General features: G+C 31.0%; 20 protein-coding genes. 5 read left to right on the plus strand and 15 right to left on the minus strand.

Translation table 11 applies throughout. The features are described from left to right. Positions 1-157 precede the first annotated feature (157 nt). The 5 genes from P8K68_RS08570 to P8K68_RS08590 all read right to left on the minus strand — a co-directional run bounded on the left by P8K68_RS08570 (position 158) and on the right by P8K68_RS08590 (position 6,485). On the minus strand, positions 158-4,120 hold the full coding sequence (locus P8K68_RS08570; protein ID WP_300249591.1) for a M14 family zinc carboxypeptidase: 3,963 nt from the start codon (positions 4,118-4,120) through the stop codon (positions 158-160). Between the two features lie 369 nt (positions 4,121-4,489). After that, positions 4,490-5,443 carry a L,D-transpeptidase gene (locus tag P8K68_RS08575; protein WP_300249593.1) on the minus strand — a complete coding sequence of 318 codons (954 nt, stop codon included), beginning with the start codon at positions 5,441-5,443 and terminating at the stop codon, positions 4,490-4,492. 63 nt (positions 5,444-5,506) lie between these two features. After that, a complete protein-coding gene (locus P8K68_RS08580) occupies positions 5,507-5,683 on the minus strand; it encodes a hypothetical protein (protein WP_300249596.1) in 177 nt (58 codons plus the stop codon). 74 nt (positions 5,684-5,757) lie between these two features. Then, positions 5,758-5,997 (minus strand): heavy metal-associated domain-containing protein, encoded by a 240-nt coding sequence (locus P8K68_RS08585; RefSeq protein WP_300249599.1) that lies wholly within the window; start codon positions 5,995-5,997, stop codon positions 5,758-5,760. An 80-nt stretch (positions 5,998-6,077) separates the two neighbouring features. After that, positions 6,078-6,485 (minus strand): CBS domain-containing protein, encoded by a 408-nt coding sequence (locus tag P8K68_RS08590; RefSeq protein ID WP_300249602.1) that lies wholly within the window; start codon positions 6,483-6,485, stop codon positions 6,078-6,080. 120 nt (positions 6,486-6,605) lie between these two features. On the opposite strand from P8K68_RS08590, the gene P8K68_RS08595 reads away from it, so the two are divergent. Both P8K68_RS08595 and P8K68_RS08600 read left to right on the plus strand, forming a co-directional pair. Then, positions 6,606-6,974: a hypothetical protein gene (locus tag P8K68_RS08595; protein ID WP_300249604.1), complete on the plus strand. Its 369-nt coding sequence runs from the start codon at positions 6,606-6,608 to the stop codon at positions 6,972-6,974. A gap of 4 nt (positions 6,975-6,978) precedes the next feature. Beyond that, on the plus strand, positions 6,979-8,682 hold the full coding sequence (locus P8K68_RS08600) for an AarF/UbiB family protein (RefSeq protein WP_300249606.1): 1,704 nt from the start codon (positions 6,979-6,981) through the stop codon (positions 8,680-8,682). Between the two features lie 78 nt (positions 8,683-8,760). Here P8K68_RS08600 and P8K68_RS08605 read toward each other — a convergent pair whose 3' ends face one another. Next, positions 8,761-9,363 (minus strand): hypothetical protein, encoded by a 603-nt coding sequence (locus tag P8K68_RS08605; protein WP_300249609.1) that lies wholly within the window; start codon positions 9,361-9,363, stop codon positions 8,761-8,763. A 64-nt stretch (positions 9,364-9,427) separates the two neighbouring features. After that, complete coding sequence (locus tag P8K68_RS08610) at positions 9,428-10,204, minus strand: patatin-like phospholipase family protein (RefSeq protein ID WP_300249611.1); 777 nt, start codon at positions 10,202-10,204, stop codon at positions 9,428-9,430. A gap of 132 nt (positions 10,205-10,336) precedes the next feature. Here P8K68_RS08610 and P8K68_RS08615 point away from each other — a divergent pair, with 132 nt between their 5' ends. The 3 genes from P8K68_RS08615 to P8K68_RS08625 all read left to right on the plus strand — a co-directional run bounded on the left by P8K68_RS08615 (position 10,337) and on the right by P8K68_RS08625 (position 12,983). Next, entirely contained in the window at positions 10,337-11,107 is a 771-nt protein-coding gene (locus P8K68_RS08615; RefSeq protein ID WP_300249614.1) for an ABC transporter permease, read from the plus strand. 3 nt (positions 11,108-11,110) lie between these two features. Continuing rightward, a complete protein-coding gene (locus tag P8K68_RS08620; RefSeq protein WP_300249616.1) occupies positions 11,111-11,890 on the plus strand; it encodes an ATP-binding cassette domain-containing protein in 780 nt (259 codons plus the stop codon). A 106-nt stretch (positions 11,891-11,996) separates the two neighbouring features. Continuing rightward, positions 11,997-12,983 carry an MlaD family protein gene (locus P8K68_RS08625; protein ID WP_300249619.1) on the plus strand — a complete coding sequence of 329 codons (987 nt, stop codon included), beginning with the start codon at positions 11,997-11,999 and terminating at the stop codon, positions 12,981-12,983. Positions 12,984-13,042: 59 nt separating this feature from the next. On the opposite strand, the gene P8K68_RS08630 is transcribed toward P8K68_RS08625, so the two are convergent. The 8 genes from P8K68_RS08630 to P8K68_RS08665 all read right to left on the minus strand — a co-directional run bounded on the left by P8K68_RS08630 (position 13,043) and on the right by P8K68_RS08665 (position 21,043). Next, the gene (locus P8K68_RS08630) at positions 13,043-13,930 is read right to left on the minus strand and encodes a universal stress protein (protein WP_300249621.1); all 888 of its coding nucleotides are present in this window, start codon (positions 13,928-13,930) and stop codon (positions 13,043-13,045) included. A 184-nt stretch (positions 13,931-14,114) separates the two neighbouring features. Then, positions 14,115-15,224, minus strand: a complete 1,110-nt coding sequence (locus P8K68_RS08635; protein ID WP_300249624.1) for a DUF6544 family protein — start codon at positions 15,222-15,224, stop codon at positions 14,115-14,117. Positions 15,225-15,240: 16 nt separating this feature from the next. Then, complete coding sequence (locus P8K68_RS08640; RefSeq protein WP_300249627.1) at positions 15,241-15,693, minus strand: pyridoxamine 5'-phosphate oxidase family protein; 453 nt, start codon at positions 15,691-15,693, stop codon at positions 15,241-15,243. Then, a complete protein-coding gene (locus tag P8K68_RS08645; protein WP_300249630.1) occupies positions 15,693-16,169 on the minus strand; it encodes a pyridoxamine 5'-phosphate oxidase family protein in 477 nt (158 codons plus the stop codon). Before P8K68_RS08645 ends, P8K68_RS08640 begins: the two co-directional genes overlap by 1 nt. An 85-nt stretch (positions 16,170-16,254) precedes the next feature. Continuing rightward, entirely contained in the window at positions 16,255-16,866 is a 612-nt protein-coding gene (locus tag P8K68_RS08650) for a CDP-alcohol phosphatidyltransferase family protein (RefSeq protein WP_300249633.1), read from the minus strand. Between the two features lie 94 nt (positions 16,867-16,960). After that, positions 16,961-18,964 (minus strand): heavy metal translocating P-type ATPase, encoded by a 2,004-nt coding sequence (locus P8K68_RS08655; protein ID WP_300249636.1) that lies wholly within the window; start codon positions 18,962-18,964, stop codon positions 16,961-16,963. A gap of 212 nt (positions 18,965-19,176) precedes the next feature. Continuing rightward, positions 19,177-20,124: a hypothetical protein gene (locus P8K68_RS08660; RefSeq protein ID WP_300249639.1), complete on the minus strand. Its 948-nt coding sequence runs from the start codon at positions 20,122-20,124 to the stop codon at positions 19,177-19,179. Between the two features lie 154 nt (positions 20,125-20,278). Beyond that, positions 20,279-21,043, minus strand: coding sequence for a GNAT family N-acetyltransferase (locus P8K68_RS08665; RefSeq protein ID WP_300249641.1), 765 nt, complete (start codon positions 21,041-21,043; stop codon positions 20,279-20,281). Between the last annotated feature and the right edge of the window lie 80 nt (positions 21,044-21,123).

The raw sequence follows: 21,123 nt of genomic DNA on the forward strand, positions 1-21,123 counted from the left end.
GTGAGTTTGGCGATATAGAAATCGCTTTGCTCTATTTTAACAACATTATTATTTACTATTAAAACAAAGAGCGTCAAAATAAAACCTAAATGACCAAAAATAAAAAGATCGCCTAAATTGTTTTTAGACGACCTCTTTTAATTTTAAAATTTAATTATTAATATTTTATTAATTTCTTGAATGAAGTTAAACCTGTTTTGGTGTTACTAATTTTAAACAAATAAAGCGCTTGATCTAACTTGTCTAGCTCATAAATTTTTATCTGATTATTTATACTGAAATATTTTCTATCTATCATTAACCTTCCATTTAAATCAAATACTTTAATGTTAAATTCACTATTGTTTAAACTTAAAGGAATTGTTATAGTGATTTTATTATTAAACGGATTTGGTGTCACAACTAAATCGTTAAGATTTAAATCATCAATATTCAAAGTAGTCTCATCAGACCCATTACAATCTTGATCAATACCATCATTTATTACCTCAGTAGCTCCCGGGTAAATGGTATTATCGGTATCATCACAATCCGTATTATCAGCAACATATCCGGCTGGTTGAGATCCGGCTAACTGACTTACTTCAGGATTACCAAAGGTATCAGAATCTAAATCTTGATACCATGCAGTTAAATTACTGTCTATATTAATAGTATAGTCTTCTACCTCCCCATCATAATTTGTAGCGCATGGACCTGCAGGATCATTATTGTATCTCGCTGCTATTCTCATTCTAGTTTGTCCTGTTGGGAAAGCTGCACCAATCGGAAAGGAAATAGAAGGTGTAATACTTGTTTGAGTGTTATCTCCAGTAATTGCCGTACCTAAATCAAATTCCTCTCCAGTATCATCAAAATCTCCATCAAAATTGAAATCTATCCAAGCAAAAGCATGTCCAGTACCTCCATCTCTATCTACATTTACAGTTAATGTATGCGATGAACCTTGGGTTACAGTTGTCGACATAGAAAGAAAATCTTGATAACCATTATTCTCTCTATTGTTTATATGCGAATTGGACAGGGTATTAAAAGATACTTGTGTTACACCGGTATCATAAGTGCCGTTCCCATTAGCATCACAATATGTGACAGGTGTAGTTGAAAAAGTTTTAGATATTGTATAATTAGAATCACTTGTTCCACATTTACTTCGTATTTGCACTTCGTAGTTTGTTGTAGCAGTCGAAGCTAGCAGTCCTGTTAAGTTATAAGTATTTGTTGATAAGTCTAATACGTCTATCCAAGTACCAGAATTTATTTCTTTGTATCTCAAATCATACGTTGCTGATGGGATGTTGTCCCAATTAACAGAAGCACTTGTTTCATCTACACTAGAAACTGATACATTGGTAGGCACATCAGTAACACAAGTGATTAGAGTAGTAAATGTTTGAGATGTAGAATAAGAGGAAGTAGTTGAACCGCATCTTGTAGCAACTTGAACCTCATACTCTGTATTTCCTATTAGGCCAATTATGGTATACCAACTGTCTGAAATATTAGTTATTTCATTCCAAGTACCAGAACTAACTTCTTTGTATCTAATATCATATGTTGCTGAAGGTTCTATTACCCAAGAGGCATCTGCAGAAACATCTGTAATATTAGTTGCTACTAGTCCTGTCGGAGCATTTACACTATCACAAGTTATTAAAGTATTACTTATAATTTTAAAATCATCAATAAAGAACCCTTCGGCATTTGCTGAGTAGTTTTCTAATTTATTGTCACCATCAGACCTAAATCTAAATCTAAACTCCGCATTAGTGGCTCCATATAGAAAACTATTATTACTAGCATCAATAACTATTTCTTCCATGATCCAATTGTCCATTTGATCTCCGTCATAGAGGCGACCAGAACTATTATTTTGTTGAAAGCTATGGCTTGTTGAGTTTTTATCTCCATGCTCATCTGTAGTTACAGAGAATGCTTTAGGTTTATTGTATTTTCCAACGAGTGATTGCCATGAAGAACCATCCGTAGAACCTTCAATTTCAACAAAATCAAAATTTCTTTCTAAATCCCATTTAGCATAAAATTGAACTAATATTTCTGTTGCTCCTGATAAATTATAAGAATTCTTTGTTGTTAAAGTACTCGTTGAATTATTTCCGTAAGACGTGATAGAATTACCACCAAGTTTCAAGCCTCTCGTTCCAGAATACTGAGTACCAGATGTATTCGATGTTGTCCAAGTTCCGGTTAGATTCCAATTTGTAGCAATAGAATTTAGATCTGGATTATCATTTAAAAGCAAAGTTGGTTGATAATATTTTTCAAAATTCACATTGTAAAATACATTAGTTCCATCTGATAATTTGACGTTGTATTCAATTTTATCATTTGGCTGTATGCTCCCGTTTAGTATAATTTGTGCTGTAATATTACGTTGCTCTAAAATAGTCATTCCTGTTTGTGCAGGTATAGTTGCTATTGAAGTTATATTAGATGAAATAGGTGTTATAACTACGTTAAAATCACTATTGGTTTGTCCTATTCGCTCTATTCCAAAAGTAAGCTCAGAAGTTAAATCGTCAATGTTTGATTGCGTTAAATCATGCAATTTTGCATATTTACCGCCATAATAGGCATTCATCAAATTTATTCTTACGGCTCTTTTCGCAATAGGCGTAATTTGGGTCGTAGCAGGCCAGAATCCACTTTCAGTTTCCCAATCGCCATGTTCTGGAGTTGATGCTAAAATGTTTTTACCCGATCCTACTGATGCGGGGCTAGAATCACTTGGATAAGGATTATTATTGTTACTAGTTGTGTTTCCATCATCAGCAGTTCCTCCTAACAACCAGTCGTCTGCAATACCATTAGCAGGGGTAAATATTGTAGCACCAGAAACATAGCGGTTGTATTTGGTCATATCTTCATGCCATTTATGCATTTCATCTTCTCTACCAGAAATTTTGGTTGGAAGACCACCATAAGGATGAGGAATAGCATTTGCCGCAGAATGATGCATTAAAGCGGTTTCAAAGTTTCTAGCTAAAACAAAATCTCTAAGAATCTGAGATTCTGGTTCTGAAAAAGGATAAGGACCTCTATATGTATCTGAAGTTGGTAAATCAGAAGAACCACTTGAAAGTCCATCGGCACCCCATAAATAATCAAAATTTCTATTAATATCTACACCTCTAGCTGCAGTTGTATTACTAGTACTTCCTGTATTTGGACGTAAATTTTTTCTTTGATACGTACCACCGTTTGAATTTAAATGTTGATTCCATCTTAAACCATCAGGATTCACAATAGGTATAAAATAAAGCTCATTATTATCAACTAAGTTTTTTATTGCAGGGTCACTACTATAATTCTCTAGGATATACCACATGTAAAACATATTACTCATTAAGCTACTAACTTCCCTAGAATGTATCATAGAAGTATAAAGTATTTGAGGTTTTGTGCCCTCAAGACTCGTTTGGTCTCCTGTAATTCTTACATAATATATAGTTTTAGGGTCCCAAAATGTTGTTCCTTGTCCAGAATATGTAAGTCCATTATTTGTTATAGTACTTGCTGGATTTCCCCATGTTGTTTGGTTAGATGGAGACGCATCTGTTTTAGCAGAAATTAAATTAGGAAATAAAGCTCTCATTTGATCTAGTTCAGCTAAGGTTTCATCAACTGTTAAACATCCTTTGAATGAAGTACCAATATTATAGTTAGTGGGTGTTACCCAATCTACTTCATCTTCAGCATTATATTGTAAGTAATTATCTAATATTGTACTGGATATAGATTTTTGAAAATTACTGTTTTTGCTACTTTTTTTTCTTAATTTATCTTTGTTTAGTTCAGTTAATGCCCTTTGATAATCTTCATCAGCTCCTTCATTATAAAAAGAAGTTAAATCTTCGATTTTTACTATATATGGAATGTTTAGATCATCTAAACTAGCTATTTCAGTTGGAGAGAGTTCTAACTGAATACCGTTACCTTTAAATACGGCTCCACATCGTAAATCTATACCAGATTCGAGTATTTGATTTACAGTAGTTTGGGATTTACTTTGAACAATAATTCTCTTGTATGATTCTTGAGAGAAGGATAATTGTATAATTAATAACATAATTGTACATGAGAGTGTAATATTTTTCATCAGATTTGGGATTTTGAATGAATTTTATGGCGCTAATATATAATAAAAATCCATTAAACTCCATGAAACGCAAAAAAAACCGATAAAATACATATTTTTTGATTATCGACCTAAGGATAATATGCTGAACTATTCTTTAACTTAGATTTATACCAACCAAGTATTGGTATAGAAATATTTAATTAAGTTAATTGTATTTAAGATTTATTAAGAGGTAGTTAGCCATTAAAATTTTATTACTCTATTTTGTATCTCAATCTTAAACTCCCTTTACTTCGTGGTTATAATAAATAACTTTTTATAATCATTAAAACTTATCTCAGGACTGTTCAATATTAAAATAATAGGTTATAAAAATTGCAAACAGATTTAGTGTTCAATTTTTTTGTTAAGACCGTAGATGTCTTTCAAAACTAGGTTTTTACCATTTCTATCCATAACTTTTAAATCGTATCGAATTTTAATTTTTGTACCAATAGGTGCGTAATAATAAATAACCCAAGCATCAGCTTCTTTAGTCCCAATGCAGCCATTTGAATATGCTTTTTCTAAAGTAATAGGATTTGTTGTTGGGTGAATTAATTGACCATTTCTTAAGCCATTTATTTCAGTTTCTATAAATGGAATTTGAGGTAATTTGGTGATTTTATCATCATCTCTTTTAGTTACAAAATATTGATGGCCGTTAACAGGGTTATAGTAACTAGGATTGCGAACATGTTTGACAATAATGCCACTGCCCGTTTTAGTTTTTAAATTTAAAACTCTACCCGCCATTTTCAGGTACTTTTTCTCATCTCTTCCAACGCGTATTGGAAACTCAAAAAGTTCAGTAGAATCTTTAAGAATGCGAAGTTTATATTCAGGAATATTAACATCTATAGATATGTTTTTAAATGAATTTTGAAGTTTTATAGCTTTTAAAGAATCAGGAATAGTTATAATAGCGCCTTTGGGTAAAACAATCATTTTTTTTTGATTATATACAAAAGAATCTCGCGCTTTCATTCTATAATAATCTGTATTTTGAAGTGTATCTATAATCCATGGGTTGGTTCTAACCAAAAGATGTTCGCTTAATTTATATGGTACTAATGAATCGTATGTCTTTGTTATAGAATCTAGGAATTGAAAATAATTCTCGATAATAACATCATGACTTATTTTAATGTGTATTGGAAGTGTATTGGTCCTTATAGTTTTACTACCCCATGTATTTAAAGAAGCAAAATAAGTGCCCTCTTTTGGGCAACAAAACTTTAATAGTATTATTAGAGGTATTAAAGCAAATAAAGCTAGTTTTAGTTTTAATACTAGTTTCATAGTATTTAATTTGTAATTGTTAACTTATTTATATCCTTAATCGCACAATTACATCAAAAATGTTTAATTTTTTTTTCTTGAAAGTATTGAAGTGATTAATAAACCAAGTCCCAGTCCAAGAATAATAGACCCTACAAACATTAGAGCGGACTCTTCTAGAAAAAAGAAGCCAATTCCAAGACCTCCCAGAATACCACCACCAATAGCCCAATTTCTCTTATCTTCTTTGTTAGTCATCATTTTTATAAATATTTTTTTTAAAACCTCACTTAAAAAAGTGTCTTTGTCTTTTTTTATACCACCAATAGCCCAATTTATATAAGACTTACCTTTTCAATTATTTCATTTTTTTCTTCTGATGGAGGATAGCCAATTCTTGATAATACGTGTTTTACCGCTTCAATATCTTTATTCGTTTCATATTCAAGTGTAATGGTGCCGTATTGAAGTTTAATAGATATATTAGAGATGCCTTTTAGTGCAGAAATTCTATTTATTACAGAGGTTTCACATCCACCACATTTTAAGTTTTGTATGTATAAAGTAGTTTTCATTATGTACTTTTTACCTTTATTAATAAAGATACATTTGATATAATAAAGACGAAATGATAAGCATCAGTCTTGGTAGAATATTATATGGTTTCTTCTAAGAAAAATTTAATAATATCCGCAGTTGAAACAATGCCTACTATTTTCTTGTTTTCAAGAATTGGAATGGCATGGTAATACCCCTTTGCTAAAACTTTAGCAGCATCTTCTATAGTTGCAGCAGTTGTTAAATAAAAAGGTTTTTGAGTCATTATATCTTTAACTTTTAACTCTTTATATATTTTATGCTCATCACTAATTCCAGCTCCAGAGATATGATACATAAAGTCTATTAAACTAACCATGCCTACTAGTGCTTCATTTTTAATTACAGGAATGTGATGATGCCATTTTTTTTTCTCATAGATATGCTTGACATCTAAAAGATATTGCTCTGGAGAAATGCACACCACATTTTTAGTCATTATTGTTATTATCGAATTGGTTTTCATTGACGAGAAATTATTGTTTTAAACTACCTTAAAAGTAGGTGATTAGTACCTGATCCAAAATGATATTAATCATTTTGGAATACGTTATTTGTCTTTATATTTATTTAAATACAAATGGTTATGAAAACAAAAACAATTTTAGAGTTACTTACCTTAAGTTCGAGTCTTTATTATTTAGCAAAAGACACAAAATTTCTAGATAAAATAAATGAGTTTTCAGAAAAAGGGAAAAATAATTTCAATAATATCATGTCTGAATCTCAATTAGACGACAATGGAAATGAATTGGAATTTGCAGACAAAATAATTTTAAAAACCCATGAATTAAAGGAAGAGCTAGATGAAAAAATAGAAGAACTTATTGTTAAGTTTTATAAAAAAATAAATGTGGCACATTTAGATGAAATTAAAGCTTTAAATGAAAAACTTGAAACACTTGACGCAACTGTTGCCTTGTTAGAGGCTAGGCTAAATAAAATGAAAGCATAAAACGATGGGAATCCTTACAGGTATTGGAAAGAATTTTAGATCTATCTCTAGGTACAACGAAATTCTTAAAGTTTTAATAAAATATGGCTTTGAAGATTTGGTAGACTATTTAGAAGAGAATAATCAATATGCGTTTATGCGAAAACTAATTCCCAAAGCTTCAAGAAAAAATGCCTTAGCCTACAGCAAATGGGCTAAAATGAGATTGGTATGCGAAGAGTTAGGACCAACGTTTGTGAAATTCGGACAAATTTTAAGTAACAGACCCGATTTAGTACCTTTAGAATTAACTTTTGAGTTAGAAAAACTTCATGACAATGTGCCACCAATGTTAGAAAGTGTTGCTAAACAAATTGTAGAAACAGAATTAAAAGATACCGTAGAAAACTTATTTGCTTGGTTTGAGCCATCACCTTTTGCATCGGCATCAATTGCACAAGTGCATCATGTAACTTTACACTCTGGTAAGCGTGTTGCTTTAAAAATTCAAAGATATGGCATTCAAGATATTATAGTAGAAGATATTAAGGCCATGTATAAAATTGCAGAAGTTTTAGAAAACAGAATACCTTCCTTAAAAAGCTTTGACCCTATTGGAATTGTTGAAAACTTTGAAGAATCCATACTAAAAGAAATTGATTTTGTTAATGAATCTATTAATATTCAAAGGTTTTATAATAATCTGGAAAATGATGATACTTTAGATCAATTTGCTGAAGCTCCTAAAGTATATTCAGCTTTTACAACTTCAAAAGTTTTAGCTATGGAGTTTATTTCTGGAATTAAAATCAATCAAATAGACGAGTTAAAAGCTAAAAATTACGACACTAAAGTTATTGCTAGAAGGCTTACGATTAGCTATTTTAAACAAATTTTTGAATATGGTTTCTTCCATGCTGATCCACATCCAGGGAATTTATTGGTACTCCCTAATGGACATATTTGTTACTTAGACTTTGGCATGATGGGAAGTATGCTCCCTCGAGATATTTCAATTTTCGGCAAATTATTCGTTGCTATAACAAACAAGGACGTTAAAAATATAATTAAAACTTTACAACAGCTATCAAATAATGCGCCTATTCCAAATATGAGAGAATTAGAGTTTGATATCAATGAATTTGTAGAAAAATATTATGTGAGAGATATCCATGAAAATGAAATGAGTACGGTTTTATTAGAACTAAAAGATATTATCATTGCTCATGGTTTAAAAGTGCCTACTTATTTTTTCCTTTTTGCTAGATCTTTAGTAACTGTTGAAGGTGTTATTAACAACCTAGATGCTAACTTGGAACAATTTGAAATTGCAAAACCATACCTAAAAACAAGTATCACGAAAAAATATAACCCTTTAAAAATAGGTAAGAAAGTTGCAAATTCTATTGTAGAGCTTGCAGATTATATGGAAGATTTTCCGTCAGATTTAAAGAATGCGATACGCAAAATTAATTCTGGTCAGATAAAAGTAGACTTAACACATAAGGGTATAGACCCTATGGTGCATACATTACAAAGAATTACGAAACAGCTTATTACAACTTTTATTATGGTAGCTTTAATAATTGGGGCTTCATTATTTATAGTTTTTGAAATTCACCCGCTTTGGAAAAGTATATCTATATTAGGAATTTTAAGTTTTATTTTAGCAGTAATCTTAGGGTTTGCTGTTGTAATGAATATAAAAAAAGGGGATTATGATTATTAATTTCCCAAATCAAGAGGCTTAATTCTTATGTAAAAAAAACACAATTTGCATTGTGTTTTTTTTACATTAATAAGATATTTAGGGTTTGGAAAATGCTTTTTTAAAATGATCAAAAGCTTCAGTAATTTCATTTTGAAAATGCTCTAGTTTTGTTTCTTCTTTTTTCTTTCCATACTTGCCTTTAAACTTATCAATAAACGAATTAAAATCCTTTTTTCCTTTTTCAAAAGTATCTTTAGCTTCAATTTTATCCTTATTAAACTTTTGTTCTAATATCTCTAATTGAATTTTAAATTGTTCTATTTCAATTAAAGTTAAAGCATACATTCTATTTAAAGTGTCATTAGTTTTTATTTTAACTTCAATATCATGCAGTATTAAAAGTATTTGCTTTTTTTGTTTTTTAAAAATCTCCTTAGTCTCAGCTTTTCCTAGGGCTAATTGTACACGTAGTTCATCAAATTTTGTATTAAGCTCTTCTATTTTTTCTTTAATACCTTTTATTTTAAACTCACTGTCGTGAATAAATAGGTTAAATTTCTTTTTAACCTCCTCATACTTATCTTGTGCATCTGCTTTTCCTAAAGTGGCTTTTACTTGAAACTCCTCTAACTCTACTGCGGTTTTTCTAAGGGCTCCTATAACTTTATCAACAAATTGAATGTCTTGTGTCTTTTTCATGATTACTAAGTTTTATTATTCTATTAAATATATGAGTAAAACTTAAATCACTAAATGATGACCATCAGTTTTTGAAATTTTTTATTAAAAACCTATCATTAACTAGTGCTTTTTTGGTAGCGTCATAGCCAATTTTAAATATATCTTCAAGATATTTTTTATCAAAAATCCCATAATTATTTATTTCCTCTGGGGAAATAACTAAATCACAATCAATAAACTTTTTTTGATCGTCTTTAACCGATTTTAATTTAAATGCCCGCTCTAAAACGTGATAGGAGTGTTTTAAGTCATTAATTTTTATGGTATCAAAACCATTAACATAAACCCCAATAATTTTGTCGCATGTTGGTTTTAATAATTCCACTGGAAAATTATTTAAGGCGCCACCATCAACATAATATGAATCTTTAATTTTTACTGGTGTAAATATCCCTGGAATGGCGGCAGATGCTAAAATGGGTTTAATTAATTCACCTTTATCAAAAACTTCTAAATTTCCATTTAAAATATTAGTGGCGGTAATATTTAATTTTTTTTTTAGAAAAGAAAAATCATCATCCTTCATATAATTTTTAAAATCTGAATAAAATTTTTCAGCATCGATAAAACCTGGCTTGTTTAGAGCGTATTTCGTTATATCTAAAATTTGAATGCCTTTAAAAAATTTGAAAATATCCTCCCATTTATTACCATAGGCATAAAGCGCGCCCACTATAGCTCCTGCACTTGTACCAGCAATATGAGTTGGATATATGTTGTGCTCTTCTAAAGCTTTTATTGCCCCAATATGGGCAGCACCTCGCATCCCTCCTCCAGATAATACTAAACCTATATTCATATATGATATTTAAATGTTAAAAGTAGGCCTAATTAGCCGCGAATACAATGATAAGCATCAGTAACTAAATGATTTTAATCATTTTATATCTAGTTGTGATGTTATAAATTTAATAACTATAATATCTGCTTTATGCTGAAATTAACCAAAATAAAGGCGTTTTTAATTGAGATTGGTGAAATCACATATTTTGCTCGTCGGTTTTTTAAAGAACTATTTAAGAAGCCTTTCGAGTTTAATGAGTTATTAAGGCAGTGTTATAGTATAGGAAACAAATCCTTTTTACTGGTTGGCGTTACGGGTTTTATTATCGGTTTAGTAATAACCCTTCAAACGCGACCTACATTAGAAGAATTTGGAGCTGAATCTTGGATGCCTTCTATGGTAAGTATCTCAATTATAAGAGAAATTGGCCCGGTAATAATAGCGTTAACTTTTGCAGGACGCATAGCCTCTGGAATAGGAGCAGAGTTAGGCTCTATGCGTGTTACTGAGCAAATTGATGCCATGGAAGTTTCGGGTACAAATCCTTTTAAATATTTAGTAGTTACAAGAATTTTAGCCACCACATTAATGCTGCCTATATTAGTCATTTTTGGAGATGCCATTGCACTTTATGGGGCTTTCATTATTGAAAACACCAAAGGAGATGTATCGTTTCAATTATTCTTTAATAAAGTATTTAATGCACTGGAATTTGGAGATATTATTCCCGCAACTATTAAAACATATTTCTTTGGATTTGCTATCGGCCTTGTAGGGTGTTTTAAAGGTTATTACTGCAAAAAAGGAACTGTTGGTGTGGGTTTAGCAGCAAATTCCGCAGTGGTATTTTCATCCATGTTACTTTTTATAATTGACTTTATTGCGGTATTTATAACCGATATATTTTTTGAAATTTAAAAGATGATTCCAGATAAAAACATACAAGAAAAACAAGAAACAGTAATCTCTAAAAAGTTAATGCTTGAAATTAAAGATTTAAAAAAAACGTTTGGTAATAATCATGTTTTAAACGGATTTAATTTAGAACTATATGAAGGCGAAAACCTGGTAATAATGGGAAAATCGGGATCGGGAAAATCAGTTATGATTAAATGCTTAGTTGGTTTAATGCAAGCCGATTCAGGTAGCATCAAAGTTATGGGTAAAGATATTACTACTCTAAATAGGTTAGATTTAGATGAATTGCGTACAGAGATAGGATTCCTATTTCAAGGTAGTGCTTTATATGATTCTATGACGGTGAGAGAGAATTTGGAGTTTCCTTTAAGACGACACAAACATAAATTTGGAAATATTACTGATACCTCTCAATTAGTTACAGAAGCCTTAGAAAGTGTTGGTTTAATGGATGCTATTGATTTAATGCCATCTGAACTTTCTGGAGGCATGCAAAGGCGCGTAGCATTAGCTAGGACTTTAATATTAAAACCAAAAGTAATTTTATATGATGAGCCTACTAGTGGTTTAGACCCTATAACTGCTAAAGAAATTATCGAACTAATGCGGCGTATTCAAAACCAATATAAAACATCATCACTTATTATAACACATGATGTTGATTGTGCACGAGTAGTATCTGAACGTATGATATTATTAGTTGATGGTATAAATTATGCTGAAGGTACTTTTTCTGAATTAAAAGCATCTAAAGATGACAAAGTAAAAGCGTTTTTTAAGTAAATAAAATGTAATAATCATGTAATGAGATATGCATGTAATTTAATATCAACAAATATGTTGAGTAACGAATTACATATAACAATTGAAAACCAATAAAAAAGACCAGATGAAAAAAACAGCCAAAGAAAAACTAAAATTAGGGATTTTTGTTATTGTAGGATTACTCATTTTTATAGTAGCCATTTATTTTATTGGTCAACGTCAAAATATATTTGCTAAAACCTTTTCAATAAGCACCAATTTTAATAATGTTAATGGGTTGATACATGGTAACAATGTGCGTTATTCTGGTATTAATGTTGGTACAGTCAAGGCCATCACCATGATTAACGATTCTACTATAAACGTGGTGATGTTGATTGAAGAAAAAATGATAGATCATATTAAAAAGGATGCCATTGCAACTATTGGAACAGATGGATTGGTAGGGAATATGATTGTAAATATTATTCCCGGACGTGGAACTAATGGACCTATTTCATCTGGAGATGTTATTAAGTCATATACCAAAATAGGAACTTCAGATATGCTAAATACTTTGAGCGTTACCAATGAAAATGCTGCTTTATTAACCGCTAAATTATTGAAAATAGCCGATGCTATGTCTGATAGTAAAGGCACATTTGGAATGCTTATAAATGATACTGTGGTGTCTAGTAATCTTAAACAAACTGTAAAACAATTGAAGACTACGAGTATTGAAGCATCAAAATCTATGAAAGAATTAAATAGTATTATTTCTTCAATCAACTTTAATCAAAGTATTGCTGGTACTTTATTGAATGATTCTTTGCAATCTCAAAAAATGAAAAACATCATGACTAATTTGGAAAATTCCAGCAACGATATAAAAAATGTTATTACTAATATGAATGCTGCTATTACCAATGTGAAAGAGGGCGAGGGCGCCTTAAATTACCTTTCAAATGATGCTGAATTTGTTGAAAGTCTTAAAGAAACTATTAAAAATATTAATGAAGGCACAGAAAAGTTCAACCAGAATATGGAAGCTTTAAAGCATAATTTTTTAACGCGTAGTTATTTTAGGAAATTAGAACGCGAACAAAAAAAATCAGCTAGAAAAAGTAAATAAGCCTTTAATTTTTTTATCCGGTAGCTACCATTTATGTAATTAGTAACGCCTCTTTAAGGTTACACCAATATTTTTCTGTTATTTTCTAAATTAATCTTTTTTGAATTCGTGCTTTTTTTGCTAAAAGCTAATAATGGTATAGCAACTGAGGCCTCCATAGCTTTTACTAAATCTTTGTGAAAAAAGTTATTAAGATTACGATCTTGCTTACGTTCTAACATTGCTAAGATATTAGCATTTTCATGCTTTAAAACGCTTTTTAAACCAGTTTTTACATCGGCCGATGCAATTTTTCTAAATACAATCTCTGGGTATGAAACCTCTTTGAAGAGTTTGTTTTTAAATTGCTCCGTGCTTTCTTTTGCAGAATTTTTATCCATTTCATAAACATGAATAATTTCTATAAGGGCTTCAAATGGACTTGCAATTTCTACAAGCTTTTTAATAGATGAAATATCTTCTTGTTCAAGATCTGTTGCATAAACAATGGTTGAGAAACCATTATAATCTAAACCATTTGGCACCATTAAAACGGGTATTTCAATTTTACCTAGTAGCGAATTAGCAATATTTCCTGCAAAAAATCCGCGATTACTATGCTTGTCTTTCATACCTAAAATTATCAAATCTGGAAATAGTACTTCAGAAATATCAACAATACTATCTACAATCGAATCGTTTTCAATAGCGTGAATTGTAAAAGGTTTTTGATGAAATTCGTTTTTAAGATGGGTGGCACAGTATTTTTTTAAATTATCTTTTTGTTCGTTTTGCATGCGTTTCTTCAATAGCTCTTCGGGCTGAATAGTTGAAAATCTGATTGGAGGTAAATCATAAACGTGTAATACGTGTAAATGTGCTTTTAAAATAGAACATAAACGATATGCATATTTCAATGTTGATGCATCGTTATCAGTACAATCTGTAGAATATAGTATTGTTTTCATAATAAACTTTTTAACCTATCAAATTTATAGTATTGCTAGAGTTGTTGAAATGATATTTATCATGATTTAATATGGTAAATATGGTCTGGTTTTAATTTTATGTTATTGTTTATCAATATTTTAAGTGTTATTGGTGTTTCTGTCCTCCAGTGGCTATATTTTAAATGTTTATAAAAGTCAAGTTTTATTCATTTTCATAAAGCTGAGCTTTGTTATATGCAATATCAGTAATTTCTAATTTTAACCAGTTATAATCACCTGATTCAAGTTTCCAAGTAACTTCACATTTATTAGGTACTTTCAATCCATCAAACGTTTTGTAATCTAGTATTTTCACAACCCATTTTTCTAGTTTTGAATTTTCACTTCCACCAAAATAGCGTTCGGTTTCAAAAGCAAGTATTTCGCCTTCACTATTAAATTTAAAGCATCCTGAAACGGATTGATTTTGATTTGTTAATATGGCTTTAGCTGAGGTTTTATCTATGGCTTCCCATGTTATATAATCGTTCAATGCTGCTGATGGGAACCAACACATTTCACTTAAAAACCGTTGCATACTCGCTGAATTTAATTTAGAGTTTTCAGCTTCATTAACTACAGGAATTAATCCTTGTAATTTTATAAGCATTTCAGCTTTACCATCAGTATATTTATCTCTTCCCAAAGTATGAATTAATGCGTTGTTATTAATTTTTGCACTCCAAATAAAAGCAGGTTTTTGGATGTTGAAATACTGTTGCGCAGAAAATGGCATCCACTTACCTCTTGGTTTGGTTTTTAATTGTCCCTTTTGTGTTAATCTGGCTGAAGTTATGTTTCCTTTGCTCGTAACTCCCGAATTGCTAATCCATTTTTGTACAATTTCAGGAAGCTGTTGAATCTCTTTTTTAGTAATCGTTTTCGCAGTTGAAATAGTTGTGCTTTTTAGCAATGTAGTGCCTTCCTTTTGGACCATTTGAGTAAACCTAAAACTGCCATAAGCCGATAAACTAAACAGTAAAATAAGAACATTAGCAATACTGCCAAACTTGGCTTCTTTCCATGCCGTTATAATTAGTATTTGGGATATACATACCGCAACTATAGCTATGTAAAACCACTTTTTGTTGTTTAAAAATAGTGATGCCGAAGAAGCCACAAACATGATAAAGGTGATAAGCCAAAGTGCACCTAAAGGGTTTGATATCCCTAACACTTGCAAGGGAGCTTCAGTTGAATAAAAAGCTTTTATAAAACCTAATAGGTGAATTATTCCATGGATTAATATGATAACTCCAAATGCTAATTTCATGTGACCTTGTTTTTACTTAGCCCATTCTAGTTTTTCCTGTTATTTCTAACACTTTTATACGAAAAACAATGGGTTCTGTTTTGGCTGAAATCTTACTAGAAAAATCGGTTAGTAGGCTAGGGAATTTACCTTCCTTTGTAAACATTATTTTTTTTATTCCCAATGCAAATTTATGTAGCTGCTGTTTGGCGTGTGTGCCTACTAATTCTTCAAATTTACCATGGACTAATACAGTCTGCCAATTACGAATAGATTTTATATCTGCTATGTGAATAGAAACTGAATTATGTATGCGCATGGCATTTATTTTATGGCCTTCACCAGAATAACTTAGTATACAATGATCTTCTTCATTATAGTAATACGTAATTGGTATGACATAAGGGGTGTTTTTCCATATATATGATAAATAACCAACATAATTATTCTTGAGAACATATATATTCTCATAGGGCTTTAAATCCTTCATTAATTTATGGTGTTATGTGTTAATTGCTTTCTTTCCTTTCCTGTTATTTCTTCAATTTTAATTTGGTAAACTATAGGTATAGATTCAAAACTTGTTTTTCCGGAAAACTCACGAATAAAATCAACAACTTTATTTTCTTTATTTGCAAGTATTTTTTTTATTCCAATTGAAAATTGATGTAAGTAGTGTTTTGCATTTGGTCCTGATAATTCTTTGAAAGTACCATGCACTATTATAGATTGCCAATTGTTAATAGCAGTTATTTCTGCAACTTCGAGTGCAACAGCACTGTTAATTCGCAATGCATTTGTTTTGTGTCCTTCGCCGGAATAGCCAACAATAGTTATGTTTTTTTTATCATAAAAATATGTAATGGGTACTATGAATGGAGCATTTTTATAAACATAAGCCAAGTGACCTATGTAATTATTTTGGAGTATTCTTAGACATTCCTGTTTTTCCAGATTTGATATCATGGCTTAATGAATTAATACCCAAGATATTTTATAAACGTTTTTAATCCAATGATATAAATCAGTCTAAATTATGTTCAGTAATAATTTATGAAATATTTTTATTTCGATTAGTGGTTTTTTTTAATTGCCGTTTGTCACGTAATGCCCAATAAATGCCTTTTACATCAGAGGCCCAATTATCGTAAATAAAAATAAGAGTGATTTCCTCAATAGTTTCTAACAAACCAATTATTAACATAATGTAAAATAATATGTATTCTGGGTTAAAGAATAGCGACCATAGTATAAATATACTTTGAAGCACTGCCGAAAGTTTAGCTAAATACGTATGAAAAGCTGTTGCTTTTCCATATTTAACATAGGCAATTACCATTTGAGTAATGTATGGTATAAATGCAATGCCTATTAATACAAGGTTCGTTTTAATAAACTCATTTTCAAAATAAAACAAACCAATCAATCCAACAACAAGAGTTATTTGGTCGCCAAAAGAATCCAGTTGTGATCCTCTTGGACTTGTTATTTTTAATTTTCTTGCTAAATACCCATCAATAGCATCGGTAGAGTAGCTTATTAAAAGTAGCCATGTAAAAGCGAGACGTAAATCTAGCCAAATTAGAAGTAGTAAAAAAGGAGCAGCAAATATTCGATAAAATGAAAACCAATCCGCAATGTTGAAGTTTTTAAAGGTTAGCATAGTATGTTTTGAATTTCTCTAAAAATAAAGGATGTTTTTAAAAATATATATGAGGGAAGTCATTTTTAGTTAATAATAAAAGAATTTCTATTACTTATTTAATACATTCAGTTTCATATTCATCTATTTTATAACGGAGTAGTCTTAAAGCATTAAGTACTACAACTATAGTAGAACCCTCATGAAAAGCAACAGCTAATCCTATATTAGTAAGCCCCATAATAGTTACAGGAACTAATACTATCACGACGCCTAAACTTATCCAAATATTTTGTTTTATTATGCGTTTAGAAGCTCTGCTTAATCCTATTACAAAAGGTAAATTCTCAATTTTATCAGACATTAAAGCCACATCGGCAGTTTCTAAAGCCACATCGCTACCAGCAGCTCCCATGGCTACGCTTACGGTGCTTAATGCCATAGCTGGCGCATCATTTACACCATCACCAACCATGGCTATTTTTTTGTCTCTTTTAATTAATTTCTTTATTTCAGTGACTTTGTCTTCTGGCAGTAAATTTCCTTTTGCTTCAGTTAAACCTATCTGTTTTGCAATAGCATCACCAACGTTTTGATGATCTCCCGTAAGCATAACCATGTGTTTAATTCCAATTTCTTTTAGTCGTTTTAGTGTAGCTACTGCCGTTTTTCGAGGTAAATCCATCACGCTTATCAAACCTATAATGTCATCGTTATATGCTACAATCATGACTGTGTGTCCATTTTCTAAAAGATTATCCATTTTAGAAACGATGCTTGTATCGACATTTATGCCTGAATCTTTCATCAACTTTACATTGCCTATGTATACTGTTTTACCATCGTAAATGGCACGTATGCCTTTCCCTTGAATGGCATTAACATTAGTTGCTTTATTTTGATGGGCTATGTTATATTGTGTTTTTATATCTTTTGCTATAGCTTTTGCAAGTGGATGATTACTTAAGCTTTCCACCTCAAGAACTAACTGAATAAACCTGTTTTTATCAAAATTGTTTAGCGGTATTATGTTTGTTAACTTTGGTTTTCCTTCGGTAAGTGTACCTGTTTTATCGAATGCAATGGTCGTGATTTCACCTAAATCTTCTAAAGCTCTTCCGCCTTTAATAAGCACACCTTTTTGTGCTGCTCTTGCAATACCACTAAGTACCGCGCTGGGTGTTGAAATAGCTAAAGCACAAGGACTTGCGGCTACTAATACCGTAATGGCACGATATAAACTTTGGTTAAAACTTTCGTTAATAATTAAATGCGCAAAGCATAATAAAAAGACCACAAGTATAACTATTGGGACATACCATTTTTCGAATTTTTTGGTGAGTCTTTGTGTAGGGGATTTTTGAGTTTCTACCTCACTTACCATTTTAATTAATCTGGAAACTGTAGAATCTTTACTTAGTTTAAGCGCTAAAACTTCAATAGTATTATCGCCGTTAATGGTTCCCGTAAATACCTTATGCTTTCTATCAATGTCTTTAAATAGTGGTAAATTATTTGTGCTTTCTATAAACACCTTGTCAACAGGGATACTTTCTCCAGTTATAGGGGCTTGATTAATACTGCTACTACCACTAATAATAACACCGTCTGCAGCAATTTTAGTGTTTGGTTTTACAACAATAACATCATTTATACATAGATTTTTTATAGGTATTTCTTCAAGTTTACCCCCTTTCTTTACGAGCGCAATTTTTGGAGATAATTCACCTAAAGCTTCAATGGATTTTTTGGCTTTATTCATGGCGTAGTGCTCTAAAGCATGCCCTAAACTAAATAGAAATAAAAGCAATGCCCCTTCTGCCCATTTATCGATGTAGAATGCTCCTGCCGCTCCTGCTATCATTAAAAAATCGATATCAAAACCACCTTTAATGATTTTTTTATAGGCTTCAATGGTTATAAAGTAACTACCAAAAAAATAGGAGATGATATAACTTAATAAAAAAAATAGGTTTGATAAACTTGTTAGTTTTTGAATTAAAAAGCCTAATAGAAGGAATACGCCACAAAGTATGGCGAAATAAAGTTCCGTTGTCTTTCCTAAACTTTTATTTTTTTTACTGATTTCATCTTCTTTATCGGTCATAATAATCTCCATGTTTTTAAATTTAATTTTTTATCATGAAGTCATATTTTGAACAAATACAACCAGTAAATATATTTGGAGATGCTATATAATGTAGGTCTTTAAATAAGCATCCTTTAATAAATTCAATCTATTTCATATGCTATAAAGCTAGTTAATAGATGTTTTAATACATATGACGAATATCATTTCAAGTTTAATGGGGTACTAATAATAAGCTTTCTTTATTTTGCCAAGTATAAATTCTTATCCATTTTAAAATGTTTCAAAACGCGTAAAGCTCTGAGTGTATTCCATCTGCTTGGTTGTCCTGCCTTTTCCATATCAAAATGTGTTTGCCCTGGATATTTAGCTCGGAGATTCCAAGTACCTTCTTTATTACGTTTTTTTAATAAGGTTTCAATGGCTGGCCGCATACGCTCATCCCAATCGGTTTTTGAGTGTTGAAAATAATCTAAAGCACTCAAAATATCATAACGCCATCGTCTGGGGTAAGAGAACTTTAAAAAGTCTTGCTTGATTATTTCTCCTGTTCTGTCAGAGCGAAATAACTGGTGCTTCAGAATAAATTCAAGGGCTGATTTTTTTGCCTTAACGAGTTCCTTTAGTCTATATTTATATGTGTTAAGTTCATATTCTGTTATGCCTTCCAATACTGATAATGTAGTATGCAAAGAACTGTGAATGGTTGGAAATCTATTAGACCTACAATTAAATCCGCCGTCAGGCATAGTTTGTGCCAATATACAATCAATAACAGATTTTAAGTCACTTTCATTTGTTTTAAAATATGAAGCATAATTTAAGAACATGCCATTAATACATAAGTCGGTCAATTGAGTTTTACCAATAGGCAGAAGCCCTCCATCATCCGCTTTTTCATTTTCTAAGATCATCTTAATAGATTCTTTGATAAGAGGATTGTTGGGGGTAATACATAAATTCCGCAAATCAAAGAGAGTATAATGGGTAGACGTCCATTTTGGTTGATAAAATTTGATACCCCAATTTCCATCAGCTTTTCGTTTAGATAAAAATTTGGCTCCGAATCCTTCTTTCGAAATCCTTTTCTGCAAATCCTCTCGTTCAGTTGCCAATAAATCTCTGTGTACTTGATATTGTATGGATACATCACCATTTAATAGCCATTCTAGAACGCTTTTTCTTTCCATGACAAATTTTTATGATTATTTCCAACGTTCTAATCTTGGAATATTTCTTGTAAATCCTAGTTGAGAGTCTTTCTTAACAGGCATCCCACAGCTTTGACAAAATTTATTAGTTTTCATTTTAATTTTATTCTATTAGAAATTAATACCTATTAACTTATTTTTCAAGTTCTTTTTTTAGAATATTTTTAAAACGAGTAGCACTTAAATAATGGTCTTCTAATAATTTACCATCATGCAAAAGACTAAATACTCCAAAACCTGATGGGGCATTTTTTGCTTCTTTAGCGGTATTTATTTGGGTTATTTTAAGGTCAATATCAAAATTCATGGCAACATTTAAAAGATTGGAAACAGACTTTTCATGCCATGGACATTGATCAGCATACACTATATGCCAACCTTGGTATTTATTTTGTTGAGCGGTCCAATCAAAAAGTTTAGGGTTAGGTGCTTTAGCATCCCATTTCTTTGAAAATAGTTCAAAACGACCTCTTTTATCGATTTCATTAAAACCATTTTGTTTAAAAATGCGTTTATCGGCAATCCAAGAGCCCTGACTTGTCATAGTACATACACCAGCCATTTTTTTTGCTTTGGCATCTTTTTCCGCTTCATTTATCAGTAATTTTCCATATCCTTTATTTCTGTCTTTTTTAGAATATACCGCCATGCAATGTATAAACATAAAGTTGTTTGCATCTACTGGTCTCCATGCATCACATGCAGGAATGTATTCTATAAATCCAATCATTTTATTGCTTTCGTTTTTTAGGATTTTCAGTTTCAATCCTTCTTTATAACGTTTTTCAAACCATTGTTGTTTACTCTTAAAACCTGGTTTTTTGATGTCTTTTATGCAGAAAAATGTTTCTTCTTCAGCATTGTCTGGTGTGACGTTTATAATTTTTGTTGCACTCATTTACTTTGGAACTATAGAGTATAAAGTTAAGATTGAAAATGTGTTTACGAAATGATATATATCATTGGTTATAAGGTGTA

The sequence above is a fragment of the Algibacter sp. genome, assembly GCF_029245835.1.
Classification (GTDB): Bacteria; Bacteroidota; Bacteroidia; order Flavobacteriales; family Flavobacteriaceae; genus Algibacter_B.